The organism is Streptomyces sp. UF-297 (genome assembly GCF_058245575.1).
Genome location: NZ_JBSIBZ010000027.1, coordinates 1 through 14,677, shown reverse-complemented (window position 1 = coordinate 14,677; position 14,677 = coordinate 1). Strand labels below are relative to the sequence as shown.

The window sequence follows — 14,677 nt, the reverse complement described above, 5'->3', positions numbered from 1 at the left end:
CGGATGCCGCGGGCGAGGGGGCACTTTCCGGCCTACGGCAGACGGCGGCGCGGCCCTTTGGGTGCCGCTCACCACAGGTGGTCCACCGGGTGGGGCGGCAGGACCGGGCCCGGTACGGGCCGGGAGGTGCGTTCGGTATGGGTCAGCGGCGGGGTGGGCAGCGGCGGGCGGCCCGGGCCGAGCAGGACACCGAGGGCGACCATCGGGTTGAGGAGGCGGGTACGGGGCGCGGACAGCGTCATGACGTCCAGGAGGGCCCGGGTCACCGACGGGCGGCCGGTGGCGGCGTGCGTCAGACGCTCCATGTAGCCGCGCATCAGACGGGCCGTGGCCGGGGGCCGCGGGCCCGCAGCGCCGGGGTAGCGGACGTCCTGGACGGTGGCGAGCGCCCAGGGGCCCTCCACGGCACGGCCGACGGCGCGCTGCACGCCCTGGGCCAGATTCGGGTCGTCCAGGCCGTACTTGACCACCGCGTCCCGCAGCGCGACCGCGCCATGGGCGGCGACCGTCATCCCCTGCCCGTGGACGGGGTTGTAGGTGGCGACCGCGTCGCCCAGGACGACGAAACCGGTGGGCCAGCTGCCCAGGCGCTCGTAGCGGCGACGGCGGTTGGCGGTGCTGCGGGTGAGCTGGACATCGGTCAACGGCTCGGCGCGGGCGATGAGTTCACCGACCACGGGGTGGCGGACCCGGCGGGCGAACGACTCGAAGCGGGCGGCGTCCCCGGACGGCTGCCCGGCACGGGTGCCGGACAGCGTCACCAGCCACAGCCCGTGCTCGATGGGAACGAGCGTGGCCGTCTGCCCCGGGACCTGCCGCCGGGCGTCGGACTGGACGCTGACGACCGGGAAGTGCTCGGAGCCGGGCGGGGCACGGAAGATGCGCGAGGCGTGCACGAGCCCGGAGTCGACGGTTTCCTCGGCGACGCGGGGCAGCCCCAGGTCGGACAGCCAGCGGGGAGCGTCCGAATCCCGGCCGGTGGCATCCACGACCAGGTCGGCGTCCAGGCGGCGTACGGTCCCGTCGGCGAGATCGCGCACCCGTACCCCGGTGATGTGTTCCGCGGTCCCGGACAGCGCGACGGGCTCGGTGCCCTCCAGGAGCGTGATGCCCGGACGGGCCAGCACCCGCTCGCGGACGCTCCAGTCGAGCAGGTCGCGGGAGCAGGAGATGAGGTACTGCATCTCCGGCCAGCGGCGGATCCAGCCCTGCGCGGACAGGGACACCAGCCCGGTGGGCAGCGGCACGCGGCGGGCGCCGTCGGCCAGCCACCGTTCGATGCTGCCGGGCAGCAGGTCCTCGACGGCGCGGGCGCCGCCCGACCACAGCAGGTGCGCGTGGTGTGCCTGTGGAAGTCCCCTGCGAGAAGAGGGAGTCAGCGGTAAATAGTCCCGTTCGACGACGAAGACCTCGGCGTACTCGGACAGTGCGGCGGCGGCCAGCATCCCGGTCAGTCCTCCGCCGAGGACCACGGCTACGTGGGGGCGGACGGCGCTGCTGATGGTGGCGTGCTGTGAAGGGTTCATGAGCAGGCGTTTCCAGGTCGAGTGGTGGCGGGCAGGGTCCGGGAGATCTGGATGAGGGAGTCGATGTGGAGGGGTTGGGCGAGACTGAAGGCACGCCCCGCCGCTTCGTGTACGGGCGCGGGCCGACGCCCCGCGCTCTTGTTGCGGATGGCGGTGCGCAGCGCGATGGTGGCCTGCGCGGTGGACAGCTCCGGCAGCGCGGCGACGGCCGGGACGGCCGCGGCGGTGCGCCCGGATCCGGCGCGCCGGGTGGCGTTTGCGCCGTCGTAGTGGGGGCGAAGGGCCAGCAGCCCGTCGTGGATCTCCGCGATACGGCGGGTCAGGCGCAGGCTGACGGCCCACCACGGTACGCAGACCGGCGCGACGATGGCGGGCGTCGCCGTGCGCAGCTCGTTCCACAGCGGTCCGAGCAGGCGCCAGGTGCGGTAGTTGTCCAGGGTGGTCCGCAGCGAGGCGATACGGCTGCTGATCAGCGGGAGGGTGAAGCCGCCGGCGACGCACAGCGTGCCGACGGCGGCGGCCGGCGGCGCCACCCGCGTACTGAGGACGTCCCAGTCCGCCCCGGCCCAACGGGCGCTCACCGCGGCGAACTTGACGGTGGCGAACGTGAGGTTGAGGACGTACCCCAGGACGATCAGGCGCAGCCCGCGCCGCAGCCAGCACTGGCTCACCCGGGCCGACCAGCGCCGGCACACGACGACCAGGGCCGCCGAGGCCGCCGCGTGGACCACCAGGTAGAGCACGATCATCTCGCGGATGAAGGGGGTGGTCGCGTAGTAGGTGTCCAGGTCCAGCCGGTGTTCCACCGGGGCGTCGCCGAGCGTGAAGAGCATGGCCAGCAGGGCGATGACCACGGCGAAGGCGAGCGTCCACCGGCGGGCGGTGCGGCGCACCCGCGCGGCGGTGCCGCCGCGCCAGTGCACGACCAGCACCAGACATGCGCCGCTCAGCGCGATGATCAGTGAGTACACGCAGGGCGCGCCGGCGTTGGGGGTGTCGGTGAGCCGGTTGACGAAGCCGATCGCGGACGGGCTGGCGGCGACGAAGGCCGTCCCCGCCAGTCCGAGCACCGCGCAGGCCGTCCGCAGCAGCGGGTCGCGCGGGGTGCGGGCCAGCGCGGGGAGTTTGCAGGCCAGGGCCGCCCAGGAAGCGGCGGCGGGAACCCAGTAGCTTTCGTCGCTCACGGCATCGTCCTCCGTGAGCCGCAGTGGCCGATGCTGGCCTCCAGCCGGTCGACGAGCCCCGTGGACACCGCGGGGGCCGAGCCGGCCGGATCCGCTGCCGTGGCCAGCCAGGGGAGGGTCTTGCTGCACAGCAGCGACCCGAAGTATTCGCAGGCGGCCTCGTCGCTCTGGCCGGCGCTGGTGCGGGCCGCGGCGCGTGCGGCGACGCGCTCCACGGTGACGGCATCGAGGGCGGGGGCCAGCAGCCGGGCGGTGTCCGCCGCGTCGACCCGCGCATCCTGCCCCTGATGGGACTCCACCTGCCCCTGATGGGACTCCAGGTGCCAGAACTCATGGCCCAGGATGACGAGTTGGTGCTCCGGCGCGGTCCGCTTCTCGCACAGCATCAGGTGCTGCTGCCCGGTGGCCACCCACAGGCCGCTGACGGTCTCCGCGGGAAATTCGATGAGCCGGTACCGGACCGGTTTGTCGTGGCGCCTGCTCATCGCGGCGCACAGTGCGTCGAAGAGGTGCGTGGGCGCTGCCGGAACCTTGAGATCCAGGTTACGGATCAGGTCGGCGCACAGCCGACGCATCCGCCTCCTGTCCACAGAACCCCCAGTCTCGTCCGACGCCCTGGCCGCGCTCGAAATATCGCGCGGTTCGGACGTTTTCGCGCATGCCGATGAGGCGCTTGCCGATTTACGTGTTTCCCCCCGGGGCCAATGCGCGGGCCCGTATTGCATACGCGGGCCCGTGCGGGGACTCATGCGAGAACTCGCACGGTGGCTCATGCATTCCCGGGTGGGGGAGATCCTTTCTCGCTCTGGAACAGCTGGTTCACGATGCCCAGTACCGCGACCCGCGCTTCGGGCGAGAGCTGCCCGGCGCGCATCGCTATTTCCTTGACGCCGTGTTCCTCCTTGAGGCGACGCCACAGCTCCTCGTCCGCACCCCCGTGCCCGGGCGAGGCTGCTGCGGCATCGTCGGTGACCGGTTTCCGGCCGGCCCGGATGTCCTCCAGTTCGCGCAGTCGGCGTTCGACCGCGAGAACGGTGGGGTCGTCATCCGGCTTGAGGAAGTAATCCACATGCTCGACCTCGAAGAGTTCGGCCAGCCGCTGCGCCTTTTCCACGGAAGGCACGGACTTTCCGCTGCGCAGCTTGCGGATGTACTGAGCGCTCACGCCGACGTACGCGGCGATCTCCGCATCGGTGTACCGCTGCCGACCCTCGGGGGGCATCACATCGACCAGGCGCTGCAGGCGAGACCCGAACAGCCTGGATGTATCAGACCCCTGAGAGTGCGACGCTGTCGACTCCGGCCGGTGGTTGGTCATGAGTGTGGATCATAGGCGCCCCGATCCCTCTCTGGAACCCGAGTAGCAACAATAGTTTCGCCACCGTCTCTCCACCCATAGTCACTCAGCCACGCACGGGTGCCCGCAACTGCTTTTAATGTTCAGTCGCCCTGATAATCTGCGCCGGTGAATTTGCCGGGATCGTAACTCCGTTCGGCCGGTGCGCAGTTGGCTCCGCAGCACGCTAAATGCCGTGCTGCGCAGGCAGAATGACGATTTCCCGCACCCGCGGGCGAAGTTGTGGAGTTACTGCGTGCGATCGCTCCGTTGCTCTGACCGCAACACCGAAGTACCGGAGGGTGGTTGGTCCGGCAGCACCGCGTCACGGCCTTCCAGGTAGCCGACGGGTGGCGAGGAAGGCTGAAACCCGGTGCTGTGTTGCCGACGGTTCCGACGCCCATACGACTCGGTGGCCGGGGCGGTGGAAGCCGCATCAGCGGCTCTAGGGCCAGGCGTCGCAGGCCGGACGGGACTTTGTCGACAGGCCCTAGGCCGCCCTGGCCAATTCCCTGCGCACCGCTGCGGCCCAGGTCTCCAGCAACTGCTGGTACTCCGCCAGTTCCTCCGGTCGCAGCGACCTGCCGGCGCGCACGGCCATGTAGGCCCGTATCTGTTCGTTCGCTGCGGAAGCGGACAGACGTGCACCAAGGTAGGGATCCGGACTTGGGGACATGCCGCAGATATTAAGGGCAGGCACTGACAGCGCGCCCGCCCGAGCGGCCGTGGTCGTCAAGTCCGTCTCCCGCATGCGGTCGCCTCGCCCGGTGCCGTGGCCCCGGGGTGCGGCAGCGCCACACGCGTTTGCACGGCGACCGGTTGGCAACCCGTTTCCCACAAAGAGCCAGGCGGACACCGGTACGTGCACAGCGTCGGCACGGGTCCGTACAGGGGCCGGGACGGCACGGACCAGGAGCGCACCGACGATCGAAGGGAGGCTGACGATGGAATGGCGGACCAGGGCCGCGTGCCTGGACGAAGACCCCGATCTGTTCTTCCCCGTAGGAACGAAAGGCCCTGCTCTGCGCCAGCAGGCCGCGGCCAAGGCCGTCTGCGCCCGCTGCCCCGTACGCGAGCAGTGCCTGGCGTGGGCGCTGCGCCTGGGGCACTGCCACGGCGTGTGGGGCGGCCTGGACGAGGACGAACGACAGGTGCTGCGCCGTCAGGCGCGCCGCCGGGCCGCGGCGTCCTCCGGGGCCGGAGGACGGTGATCCCGCGACCGGTGGCTGTCCGGCCGCTCACTGTCCGGCCGCTCACTTTCCGGCCGGTCACGGTCAGGCCGGACGCTGTACGGGCGTCGCCTCGATGAGGTGGAAGGGGTTCGGGCGGGGGAGGGGCGTGACGCCGGAGAGCGCGAAGCCCGCATCGCTGCACAGGGCCTCGAAGTCCGCCCGGGTGCGCTCGCGGCCGCCGTAGGTGAGCAGCATGTTGATGTCACCGACGTAGACGTCCTCCTCCGCGTCCGCGGTGACGGTGGGCGGCAGTACGGGCTCGACGATCAGCAGCCGGCCGGAGTCCGGGACGACATGCCGGATGTTGCGCAGGATGCGTGTGCAGCGCTCGTCGCTCCAGTCGTGGAGGACGCTCTTGAGCACGTAGAGATCCCCGCCCGGCGGAGCGGCGGCGAAGAAGTCGCCGGGCTGCGTCCGGCAGCGGCCGGTGAGCCCCTCGCGCGCGAGGCGGGCGGGGGCCTGGGCGAGCCCTTCGGGGGAGTCGAAGAGGATGCCGCGCGGTGCGGGGTGCCGTCGCACGATGGCCGAGAGCAGACTGCCGTCACCACCGCCCATGTCGACGACGGTGCCGAACCGGCCGAAGTCGTAGTGGGCCGGGACGTCCCCCGCCGCCCCCTGGGAGGCCCCGCTCATCGCGGCGTTGTACTCCTCGGACAGTTCCGGGTGCGCCTTGAGGTAGGTGAAGATGTCGGTGCCGTACACCTTGTCGAAGGAGGTCTCGCCGGTCCGTACGCTCTCCTCCACATGCGCCCAGCCGCGCACCAATGCGGGGTTGGTGACCAGGCAGAACATGGAGTGCATCGTCCCTGGGACGTCGGAGCGCAGCAGCGCGCCTTTCGGGGTGGCGGCGAAGGTGGCCGGCTGTGTCTCGGTGAGGAACCGGAGCCCGGCCAGGGCGCGCAGCAGACGGTGCGTGGCCTGGGGGTGCGTGCCGAGTGCGTGGGCGATGTCGGGCGCGGTGCGCTCGGCGTCACCGATCAGGTCGAGAATGCCCAGGCGCGCGGCGGCGCCCACGATCTGCACGGCCAGCTGCCCGTGCGCCAGCCGCGCCAGCTCTGCCCGCGCCTGCCGGTCCTGCGCCGTCCGCTCCTCGCTGGATGCCCTCGATGCCACGGTTCCCCCTTCGGTCGGTAAGCGGAGCGCCCCCCTCGACGAGGCCTAAGTTAGGTAAGCCTAAGTTAACCTGGATGGGGGTGCAACGCCCTTATGGGGAGCGGTGGTTGAGCTGACCCAAGGCGCGCATCGGGAGCGTCGCGGACGGGGGTGTCCTTGGGCGGGGGCGGGGGCGGGAGAGGTTCGGGCGGGCGCTTCAGGGGCGAGCCGCCGGCGCTGTGCGGCGGCTGGCGTCGTAACGGTCCCGATTGAGGGCGATCTCGTGCCGATGGTCCATGGCCCATGTGCCCAACAGCGCGACTGAGGTGAGGAGTGTGGTACCGAGCTGGGTGAGTGCGTATTCCACGCGCGGAGGGACGCTCGGGCCCCTTCTGTCGCGTAAGGATCACAGTGAGCCAGTACTTCGACATGGGTGACGAGACCTTATGGAACCCGTCCAACGGAGCCTCGCGGCTGTTTCGTCGCCAAGTCGCCTTATTTGAGGCGGAACTGGAACTGCCGTCCGGTATCGGGCCGATGGACAGCGACGCGTGTCAGGTCGATCCGATCGTCTTCGGGAGCTTCGCCAACGCCCTGTTGGAACACCATCGCCATACCCATCACGCCGTCATGATGGCCCTGTCCGAAGGGTTTGTCGTCACGGTTCTGGCGCTCGCGGAGCGGGCGGGTATCGAGCTGCGGTGGGACCCGCCCGGACGCTCCGTCGGTGACGGGCTCGGGGACGTCCAGGTCCCGGTGACCTCGGCGACGGAGGGGGAGGAGTGGGTGGCTCTACTGCGGCAGAAGATCCGGGAGTTGGATCGCTTTATGGCGCGGTGAGGGTGGTGGGGCAGCGGTTGGACGGGGGCTGTGGGGCGTCGAGTGTCAGAGGTGTCTGGGACGCTGCGGGTATGGAGATGAAGCTGCAGCTGACCATTGACTGTGCTGACCCGCGGAGGCTGGTGGCCTTCTGGGCCGAGGCGTTGGGGTATGTGCCGGAGCCTCCGCCGGGCGGGCACGCGACCTGGCGGGAGTACTGGCAGGACATGGGGGTGCCGGAGGAGGAGCTGCCCGAGGGCGTGGGGGAGACTCCGGAGTCGATCATCGATCCGGCAGGGCAGGGGCCGCGGGTGTGGTTCCAGCAGGTCCCGGAGCCGAAGGCGGTGAAGAACCGGGTACACCTGGATATGAAGGTGGGCGGTGGGCGGGAGGTGCCCCTGCCGGTTCGTACGCAGCGGATCACGGCCGCGGTGGAGCGGCTCGAAAAGGCCGGGGCCACCGTGCTGCGCGTCATGGACGAGCCGGAGATGGACTACTACGGCGTGGTTCTGCAGGACCCGGAAGGCAATGAGTTCTGTGTCGGATGATGCCCGTGGGCGGAGGCGGACCGTGTTCTCGGCGGGGCCGGGCGCTGCGCGCGGCTGGGCGCAGCGCCCGAGGGGCGGTCACGCGCTGGTGGGTACGCCCGCGTTGCGGAGGATGTCGCGCGCAGGCAGGGCGGTGCTCTGGGCGGCGGACAGGCCGGAGGCCGCCAGGTGGGCGTCGACGATGCGCAGCCCGGCCGCGTATCCGGCGAAGTCCGGCAGGCCCACGGTCGGCTGTCCCATGAGCCGTGCGGTGGCATCGCCCAGCACGTACGCGGTCAGGTTCTGCATACCGGCCACGTCGACATCGGCGGCGATCTTCTCGTAGGCGCTGTCGAGTTCGGCGCCGGTCAGCGCCTTCGACCACGGGCCCATGGCCCGCTCGCCCGCCAGCTCCCGTACGAACGCCTCGGCCAGCCCCTCGGCGACGACATGTTCGCCCACCGTGACGGTCATCGGGTCCCACACCACATTCGCGTAGCGCACGTTGTGGTGGAACTCGTGCGCGGCGGCGTGGCCGATCTTCTCCAGGGTCCGCTCGGTCGGCCACATCACCAGGTAGATCGCCCCGGGGATCCCGCCCAGACCGAAGTACCCGTCGCTGCGGACCATCAGGTGCTCGCTGTCGGGATTGCCGAGCGCCAGGACGACATGCACGGTCTCGGCGTGCGCGATGCCGGGCGCCGCACCGCTGATCCGCTCCCAGGCGGCGGTCAGCGAATCCTCGATCCGGTTCCACACTCCCGCTTCCCGCATCCGGCGCACGGCGGGCAGATACCGAGCATCCTCACGGTCCACCCGGAAACCGCTGTCCTGGCTGTGCATCTGGACCAGGTCGATATCGCCCATGACGGACATCGCACTCTGGAGGGGGCTGAGCATCTCCCGCAGGGCGCCGGACCGCTCCTCCAGCGGTCGCTGCAGGAGGTCGAGCATGGCGGACGCGGTGTCGTGAACAACTATCTTCATGACCCGGGACGTTAGGTCCTCACGCTACGGGAGGTGCAAGCCGCACGGACGCGGCCGACGATCTTTGCCTTGCCCGTGACCCGCGTCCCAGCAGCTACCTGCCGTGGACCGGACGTCCAACAGTGGACGGCGACAATGCTGGGAGCCGAGCCTGTCAGGCGCGGTTCGGCAGAGGTGTGCGGGAAGGACTACGCAGTGGATGTGCGGCAGCTCGAATACTTTCTGGCCGTGGTGGACCACGGTGGATTCAACCGGGCCGCCATGGCGCTGTACTTGTCGCAGCCCTCGCTCTCGCAAGCCATCCGCGCGCTGGAACGGGATCTGGGCAGCGATCTGTTCCACCGGATCGGGCGCCGGGCGGTCCTCACGGACGCCGGCACCGCGCTGATCGAACCCGCCAGGGCGGCCGTACGCAGCCTGGAACTGGCCCGGGCGAGCGTGGAGTCGGTGCACGGCCTGCGCGGCGGCCGGGTGGACATCGCCGCGATGCCCTCGCAGGCGATCGAGCCGCTGACGGGCATGATCCACCGATTCACCGCGTCCCATCCGCAGGTTGCGGTGGTGGTGCAGGCCGCGTTCACACCGCGGGACGTGACCGAGATGGTACGCACCGGAGCCTGCGAACTGGGACTGCTCGCCTCCCCGACACCGCTGCCGGACCACGAGGTGGCCCAGTACCCCATCGCCGAACAGCGCTTCGTCCTGCTCACGCCGCCCGACGGGCCGTTCGCGGAGGGCACGGTCGTGCGCCGGGAGCAGCTGGCCGGGCACCGACTGATCGTGGGACAGCAGGGGACCGGGCTGCGCAAGTACGTGGACGATCTGCGCGCCGAGGGCATCGAACTGACCGCTGCGGTGGAGAGCGAACACCGGGTGGCGATCCTGCCGTTGGTGCTCGCCGGCGTCGGCCTCGCGATCGTCACCGACTCCTGGCGCGCACTCGCCCGGCGGACGGGTGCGCTGGTACTGGACATCGAGCCCGCCACCGGCCTGTACGTCGCGATGGTCAGCCGACGGGCGCCGCTCACCCCGGCCGCGCAGGCCTTTCTGGACAGCGCGACGGAGGCGTCGGATGGTGCCGATGGGTGCGGTGGTGGTGTCTGAGGGAGGGAGACGGGGGAGGGAGATGGAGGAGGGGCAAGGTGCGGCCTCGGGTGAGCGCGCTGTCAGTCGTCGTCCGGTCCATCCGTACGGCCCGTACCGCTTGTGCCGCCCGTACCATTCGTACGCCTCGTACCGCCGCCCGTACCATTCGTACGCCTCGTACCGCCGCCCGTACCATTCGTACGCTCCGTACCGCCCGTCCAGCCCAGCCCCCTGGCGAACTGCACGCCCGCCACCAGCACCGGGAGCACCGCCACGCAGCCGCCGAGCGCCATGACCGTGGACACGGAGCTCCGGTCCAGGACGGCGCCGCCCGCCGGCGCACCGATGGAGAGCGTCGCCTGGGTGGGCCAGGACGACGAGGAACGTCAGCAGGAGCGCGAAGCGGGTGGTGGTGCCGCGGAGCAGGCCGCCGAGTTCGCTGAGCCGGGTGGCACGGGCGGGTGGCAGCGGTGGCACGCGCCCGAACAGCATGATCAGTACTGCGGCCGTCAGCGCTCCCATGACGACGAACGCCGTGCGCCACCCGGCGAGTTCTCCGATGAGCGGCGTGGAGGCCGTGGAAGCGCCAGATAAGCAGCCCCTATAAGACACATGGAATCTTCGACTTGGACGCGGCCCGCGCGCCCTTGCTGCAATCCGGGCATGGCACATCACCGCATAGCCCTGATCCCCGGTGACGGCATCGGCACCGAAGTCATCCCCGCCGCCCGTCGTGTACTGGACGCGGTCGGTACCCGGCACGGCATCTCTTTCGCGTACGACTCCTTCGACTGGTCCTGCGCGCGCTATCTGCGCGAGGGCGCGATGATGCCCGAGGACGGTCTGGAGCAGCTGCGCGGACATGACGCGATCCTGCTCGGAGCGGTCGGCTATCCGGGGGTGCCCGACCATGTCTCCTTGTGGGGGCTGCTGATCCCGATCCGCCGTGGCTTTCGCCAGTACGTCAATCTGCGCCCCATCCGGGTTTTCGAGGGCGTTCCCAGCCCGCTGCGCGACGCCGAGCCGGGGACGGTCGACCTCGTCGTCGTACGCGAGAATGTCGAGGGGGAGTACGGCGAGATCGGCGGGCGTTTCAACCGCGGCTTCCCCGAGGAAATGGCGGTCCAGGAAGCGGTGTTCACGCGCGCCGGGGTCGGGCGGATCCTGGACTACGCCTTCCGGCTCGCCGAGCGGCGCGAAGGCCGGCTCACCTCCGCCACCAAGTCCAACGGCATTGTGCACACCATGCCCTTCTGGGACGAGATGGTGGCCGAACACGCCCTGGGCCACCCGGATGTGACGTGGGATCAGGAGCACATCGACGCACTCGCCGCCAAGTTCGTGCTCGACCCCGCCCGTTTCGACGTCGTGGTCGCCTCCAATCTCTTCGGCGACATCCTCAGCGACCTGGCGGCCGCGGTGGCCGGCAGTATCGGCATCGCCCCGGCCGCCAATCTCAACCCCGAGCGCGCATACCCCTCGATGTTCGAGCCGGTGCACGGTTCCGCCCCGGATATCGCCGGACGCGGCATCGCCAATCCGCTCGGCGCGATCTGGTCGGCGGCCATGATGCTCGACCACCTCGGGCACGCCGAGGCCGCCGCCCAGGTGACCGATGCCATTGCCGCGCTGCTGGCCAAGACGGCCGTGCGTACGCCGGATCTGGGGGGAACGGCGACCACGGAGGAATTCACCGACGCACTGGTGAAGGAGCTGTAAGGCCCCAATCCCCACCGGTGATCGGCCCGCTCCCGCACCACCGATGCCCGGATGCGCGCTTACCTGCGAGGTAATCGCCCCCGCCGCGGCCCATGGCTAGGTTTCGGTCATCGATTCCGCCCGGCAGACACCGGGCAGGCAAGGGAGACCGACCGTGCCCGCATATGGCTTCGCCCATCTTCGCAACCGCCGCCATCATCCGGACATCCTGGAGTACTTGGCGCGCATCCAGGCGACCCTCGATCCCTTCGCGGGCCGTTTCGTCATTCACGGACCACCGGCGCAAGTGGTCGAGGGGGAATGGCCGGGGAGCATGGTGATGATCGAGTTCCCCGGCCTCACCGAGGCCCGTGAGTGGTACGAGTCGCCCGCCTATCAGGACATCCTGCGACTGCGTACGGATCACATCGAGGGGGATGTCGTCCTGATCGAGGGCGTCGGACCCGGCTACGACCCGACCGAACGGGCGGCCGTGCTGCGGTAGCGGACAGCGCGGAGCCCGCCCGCGCACCGAGTGCGCGGGCGGGCTCCGCTGACTGCCGGGGTGGCGAAGGCCGACCGGCTGCGGGGCCGGGTCAGCCGGTGGTGTGCGGCGGGAGGGACGCGGCGTTGACGGCCGCGGCCACGGCCGCTATCCCGGGTTGGCGGACGATGTCGTAGTGGGTGGTGTCCAGGCAGTGCCAGCCCGCCAGGCGGGGGAGGCGGGACTGCCAGAGCGGGTGCTGCTCCTCGGGGGTACCCAGGTGGGGGAGGCCGGCCACCGGGCGGGTCGCCAGCCAGAGGTGGGCGGGGGTCTCGGTCAGGTGGGGCGGGTCGTAGTGGGCCATGCTGGTGAGGTTGGCGCGGCAGCAGTGGGCCAGGCGTTCCGCGTAGGCCTGGGCCTCGGTGCCCACGGAGCTGCCCGCGCCGTTGTGCCCGAGCTCGTGGGCGAAGACGGCTTCGAGCTCCGTTTCGTCGTACGACTGGAAGCGGGGGCCCGCGCCGGGCGGCGGCGGGTCCAGGAGGTAGACCTCATCGGCCGGGCGGCCCGCCTGCTCCGCCTCGGCGGCCATCGCCAGCGTCACCCAGGCCCCGAAGGACCAGCCCGCCAGCCGCCAGCGCCACTCCCCGTGCGGGAAGCGGGCCTGGAGCGCGGCGTGGTAGTGACGGGCGCGCTCGGCCAGGGGCCAGGCGGGGAGGTCGGGGCGCCGCAGGGCCGGGTCGGCGATCAGGCAGACGGTGAGCCGGGGGTCGAGGGCGGAAACGAGCGCACGGTAGGACTGGATGTCGCCGCCGACGGGGTGGACGATGCACAGCAGATCGCGGCCGGTGCCTTCCTGCCAGACCTCCAGCGACACGGGGTCGGCGGAGCCGGGCGGGGCGGCGGGGGCCTGTTCGCCCATCCGCGCCAGCACCTCGTTGAGGCTGGCCCGGTGGCTGAGCCGGGACAATTCGATGTCGACGCCGAAGAGGTCCTGCACCTCGCTGATCAGGTCCAGCATGGTCAGCGAGTCGGCGCCCAGGTCGTACAGGGAGGCGGCCGGGTCGAGTTCGTCCACGCCCAGCCAGGTGCACAGGGCGTCGGTGAGCCGGGTGACGGGGGAGGGGCCGGAGGCAGTGTCCGGTGACACGGGGGCTTCAGGGGCCGCCGGTGCGGTGGCCGGTGCCTCGTAGAAGCCGCGGGCCCGCTCGATGTCGGTGGTGGAGACCAGCAGGTGCGGCAGCTGGAGGCGCAGGGCCCGGGCGAACAGCCGCTGGCCCTCCTCCACCGTCAGACCGACCGCCAGGTGGGCCTGATGGCGGGCGTCCGACTGCAGCGCGTGCTGCGCCATGCCGACCTCGCGCCAGATGTCCCAGTCGATCCCGATCCGCAGCGTGGTCTCGGCCGCGCCGGACCGGTGCCGGGCGAAGCCGTCCAGCAGGCCGTTGGCGGCGGCGTAGTCGAACTGGCCGATGCCGCCGAACAGGGCCGACATGGAGGAGCAGTACGCCGCGAAGGCAGGGCGGTAGTGCTCGATCAGCCGCTCCATCAGCAGGGCGCCGTGCAGCTTGGCCGCCATGGCGCGCCCCATCCCGGCGGCGTCGCGCCGGGTGATCAGGCCGCCCGCCCCCACACCCGCGGCGTGCACGACGCCGTCGAGCCGGTCGGTGAGCCGGCCGAGCCGGTCCAGCAGCGCATCGGGCGCCGTCTCGGCCAGATCGGCCTCGATCAGCTCGATACGCTCCGCCCACGGGGCCAGTCCGGCGGGCAGCTCGGCCCGCCGGGCCAGCAGAATGACCCGGCAGTCGGCCTGAGCCAGCAGCCAGGCCGCGATGCTGGCGCCGATGCCTCCGGTGCCGCCCAGGATCAGGTGCACGCCCGGCCCGGACGGCAGCGCCGAGGGCGTCTGCGCCGCGGGCGCGGTGACCGGCAGCAGCGCCGGCTGCCACCAGTAGCCCTGGCGTAGGGCCAGCCGTCGGGGCCGGTCCGCGGAGGTGTCGGCCAGCAGGGCAGGCAGCAGCGGTGCCCAGTCGGCCGGGTCGGCGCAGGGCAGGTCCAGCCAGCGGCCGTCCACGGCGCACTCCTGCGGCGCCACCTCGCAGGCGCCCGCCAAAAGGCCCAACTCGGGCCGCTGTACGGCGCCTTCGACCGGCTGGGCCTGGTACGAGAGCCACCAGGGCCGCAGCCGCTGGGCCAGCGGCGTACCGGCCGCCGCCTGGAGCAGCGCGGCCGGAGTGTCCAGACAGGCCCAGCGGGCGCGGTCGAGCGCGTCGGCGCCCACCGCCCCGCCGACCGCGAGCGGCAGCGCGTGCAGCCAGTCGATGCGGCCCTGGCCGTCCTGGCCCGCCTCGGACAGCGCGTCGAGCAGCTGCCGCAGCGAGTCCGCGTCGGCGGGGTCGACCTCGTAGGTGTCGGCCGTCAGCCGGGCGAAGGAGTCGCCGGCCGTGACCCGTACGACGCGGTCGTAGGCCGCCTCGAAGGGGCGCACGGCGTCCGGCGCCAGGGCTTCGGCGGTCATGGTCACCAGCACGCCCCGGGCGGGCGACGCGGTGTCCGCGAGGGCGCGGTGGGACCGTACCCAGTGCGGCTGGAGCAGCCACTCGGCCTCGGGCAGCCGTTCCGCGGCGCCCGGTTGGGCCTGGGCGGCCGCGGCCGCGGCCGCGGCCGCCGGCCGCCCGTCTGCGGCTGGCTCGTCACCCGCCGGGGCGG

The 14,677-nt window shown here is 71.4% G+C and carries 14 protein-coding genes and 2 pseudogenes; 6 read left to right on the top strand and 10 right to left on the bottom strand.

Going from position 1 to position 14,677, the window contains the following annotated elements; translation table 11 throughout:
• Positions 1 to 68: 68 nt before the first annotated feature.
• The 4 genes from AC4IJH_RS17750 to AC4IJH_RS17735 all read right to left on the bottom strand — a co-directional run bounded on the left by AC4IJH_RS17750 (position 69) and on the right by AC4IJH_RS17735 (position 3,932).
• Positions 69 to 1,526, bottom strand: a complete 1,458-nt coding sequence (locus tag AC4IJH_RS17750; RefSeq protein ID WP_490852702.1) for an FAD-dependent monooxygenase — start codon at positions 1,524 to 1,526, stop codon at positions 69 to 71.
• A complete protein-coding gene (locus AC4IJH_RS17745) occupies positions 1,523 to 2,710 on the bottom strand; it encodes an MAB_1171c family putative transporter (RefSeq protein ID WP_490852701.1) in 1,188 nt (395 codons plus the stop codon). Before AC4IJH_RS17745 ends, AC4IJH_RS17750 begins: the two co-directional genes overlap by 4 nt.
• The gene (locus tag AC4IJH_RS17740) at positions 2,707 to 3,285 is read right to left on the bottom strand and encodes a hypothetical protein (RefSeq protein ID WP_490852700.1); all 579 of its coding nucleotides are present in this window, start codon (positions 3,283 to 3,285) and stop codon (positions 2,707 to 2,709) included. Before AC4IJH_RS17740 ends, AC4IJH_RS17745 begins: the two co-directional genes overlap by 4 nt.
• Before the next feature lie 194 nt (positions 3,286 to 3,479).
• Complete coding sequence (locus tag AC4IJH_RS17735) at positions 3,480 to 3,932, bottom strand: helix-turn-helix domain-containing protein (protein ID WP_490852699.1); 453 nt, start codon at positions 3,930 to 3,932, stop codon at positions 3,480 to 3,482.
• A gap of 1,058 nt (positions 3,933 to 4,990) precedes the next feature.
• On the opposite strand from AC4IJH_RS17735, the gene AC4IJH_RS17730 reads away from it, so the two are divergent.
• Complete coding sequence (locus AC4IJH_RS17730) at positions 4,991 to 5,257, top strand: WhiB family transcriptional regulator (RefSeq protein ID WP_490852698.1); 267 nt, start codon at positions 4,991 to 4,993, stop codon at positions 5,255 to 5,257.
• 63 nt (positions 5,258 to 5,320) lie between these two features.
• Here AC4IJH_RS17730 and AC4IJH_RS17725 read toward each other — a convergent pair whose 3' ends face one another.
• Together AC4IJH_RS17725 and AC4IJH_RS17720 are read right to left on the bottom strand one after the other, a co-directional pair.
• Positions 5,321 to 6,391 (bottom strand): methyltransferase, encoded by a 1,071-nt coding sequence (locus AC4IJH_RS17725; protein ID WP_490852697.1) that lies wholly within the window; start codon positions 6,389 to 6,391, stop codon positions 5,321 to 5,323.
• A gap of 196 nt (positions 6,392 to 6,587) precedes the next feature.
• Positions 6,588 to 6,743: pseudogene (locus tag AC4IJH_RS17720) on the bottom strand (winged helix-turn-helix transcriptional regulator); the annotation flags it as partial.
• A 38-nt stretch (positions 6,744 to 6,781) separates the two neighbouring features.
• Between AC4IJH_RS17720 and AC4IJH_RS17715 the strand changes: the two are divergent.
• On the top strand, positions 6,782 to 7,210 hold the full coding sequence (locus AC4IJH_RS17715) for a DUF6086 family protein (RefSeq protein ID WP_490852696.1): 429 nt from the start codon (positions 6,782 to 6,784) through the stop codon (positions 7,208 to 7,210).
• Positions 7,211 to 7,281: 71 nt separating this feature from the next.
• Positions 7,282 to 7,737 (top strand): VOC family protein, encoded by a 456-nt coding sequence (locus AC4IJH_RS17710; protein ID WP_490852695.1) that lies wholly within the window; start codon positions 7,282 to 7,284, stop codon positions 7,735 to 7,737.
• Between the two features lie 78 nt (positions 7,738 to 7,815).
• Here AC4IJH_RS17710 and AC4IJH_RS17705 read toward each other — a convergent pair whose 3' ends face one another.
• Positions 7,816 to 8,703 carry a DUF2268 domain-containing putative Zn-dependent protease gene (locus tag AC4IJH_RS17705; RefSeq protein ID WP_490852694.1) on the bottom strand — a complete coding sequence of 296 codons (888 nt, stop codon included), beginning with the start codon at positions 8,701 to 8,703 and terminating at the stop codon, positions 7,816 to 7,818.
• Positions 8,704 to 8,898: 195 nt separating this feature from the next.
• Between AC4IJH_RS17705 and AC4IJH_RS17700 the strand changes: the two genes are divergently transcribed.
• Positions 8,899 to 9,807 (top strand): LysR family transcriptional regulator, encoded by a 909-nt coding sequence (locus tag AC4IJH_RS17700; protein WP_490852693.1) that lies wholly within the window; start codon positions 8,899 to 8,901, stop codon positions 9,805 to 9,807.
• A 62-nt stretch (positions 9,808 to 9,869) separates the two neighbouring features.
• Here AC4IJH_RS17700 and AC4IJH_RS17695 read toward each other — a convergent pair whose 3' ends face one another.
• Positions 9,870 to 10,094, bottom strand: a complete 225-nt coding sequence (locus AC4IJH_RS17695; protein ID WP_490852692.1) for a hypothetical protein — start codon at positions 10,092 to 10,094, stop codon at positions 9,870 to 9,872.
• A 52-nt stretch (positions 10,095 to 10,146) separates the two neighbouring features.
• Positions 10,147 to 10,353: pseudogene (locus AC4IJH_RS17690) on the bottom strand (MFS transporter); the annotation flags it as partial.
• 99 nt (positions 10,354 to 10,452) lie between these two features.
• Here AC4IJH_RS17690 and AC4IJH_RS17685 point away from each other — a divergent pair.
• Positions 10,453 to 11,508: a tartrate dehydrogenase gene (locus AC4IJH_RS17685; RefSeq protein WP_490852691.1), complete on the top strand. Its 1,056-nt coding sequence runs from the start codon at positions 10,453 to 10,455 to the stop codon at positions 11,506 to 11,508.
• 154 nt (positions 11,509 to 11,662) lie between these two features.
• Positions 11,663 to 11,992: a DUF1330 domain-containing protein gene (locus AC4IJH_RS17680; protein ID WP_490852690.1), complete on the top strand. Its 330-nt coding sequence runs from the start codon at positions 11,663 to 11,665 to the stop codon at positions 11,990 to 11,992.
• A gap of 91 nt (positions 11,993 to 12,083) precedes the next feature.
• Here the strand turns inward: AC4IJH_RS17680 and AC4IJH_RS17675 are convergent.
• On the bottom strand, positions 12,084 to 14,677 hold a 2,594-nt coding region (locus AC4IJH_RS17675; protein ID WP_490852689.1), incomplete at its 5' end, for an SDR family NAD(P)-dependent oxidoreductase.

Coding starts and splice junctions, on each gene's coding strand:
- AC4IJH_RS17730 (WP_490852698.1), top strand. CDS start 4,991: ATGGAATGGCGGACCAGGGCCGCGTGCCTGGACGAAGACCCCGATCTG.
- AC4IJH_RS17740 (WP_490852700.1), bottom strand. CDS start 3,285: ATGCGTCGGCTGTGCGCCGACCTGATCCGTAACCTGGATCTCAAGGTT.
- AC4IJH_RS17750 (WP_490852702.1), bottom strand. CDS start 1,526: ATGAACCCTTCACAGCACGCCACCATCAGCAGCGCCGTCCGCCCCCAC.
- AC4IJH_RS17710 (WP_490852695.1), top strand. CDS start 7,282: ATGGAGATGAAGCTGCAGCTGACCATTGACTGTGCTGACCCGCGGAGG.
- AC4IJH_RS17735 (WP_490852699.1), bottom strand. CDS start 3,932: ATGCCCCCCGAGGGTCGGCAGCGGTACACCGATGCGGAGATCGCCGCG.
- AC4IJH_RS17685 (WP_490852691.1), top strand. CDS start 10,453: ATGGCACATCACCGCATAGCCCTGATCCCCGGTGACGGCATCGGCACC.
- AC4IJH_RS17705 (WP_490852694.1), bottom strand. CDS start 8,703: ATGAAGATAGTTGTTCACGACACCGCGTCCGCCATGCTCGACCTCCTG.